This is a genomic window from Acetobacter sp. DmW_043 (assembly GCF_002153485.1).
GTDB lineage: Bacteria > Pseudomonadota > Alphaproteobacteria > Acetobacterales > Acetobacteraceae > Acetobacter > Acetobacter thailandicus.
Window position 1 is genome coordinate 1 of sequence record NZ_JOMN01000121.1, and the last position, 287, is coordinate 287.

A 287-nucleotide genomic window follows, 5' to 3' on the forward strand; every position below is an offset into this window, starting at 1 on the left:
CAGAAGAAGGCGCTGTCTGACGCTGTGCGGGATCTGGAGCGGGTCCGGCCTGGCGGGGAAGCTGATATGAGGGCTGCGCTGAAGCATCAGCCGGACATAGGGCCGGTGCTGTATGGTCTGGAAGGTCCGGTGCGGGCGCGCAAACTGGTCGAGGGGCTTGAGCATGAGGAGAGGGTGCGCAGGAGCGCGGATCTGCGGGCTGAGCGGTTTGTGAAGGCGTGGGATGGTCTGAGCCACGCGCAGCAGGGTGTGGCACTGAAGGATCTGAAGCGGGATACACAGCTTGC

1 pseudogene is annotated in these 287 nt (G+C 64.5%); it reads left to right on the top strand.

Annotation, left to right across the window (positions count from 1 at the left end):
- Positions 1-287: pseudogene (locus tag HK11_RS12170) on the top strand (Ti-type conjugative transfer relaxase TraA); the annotation flags it as partial.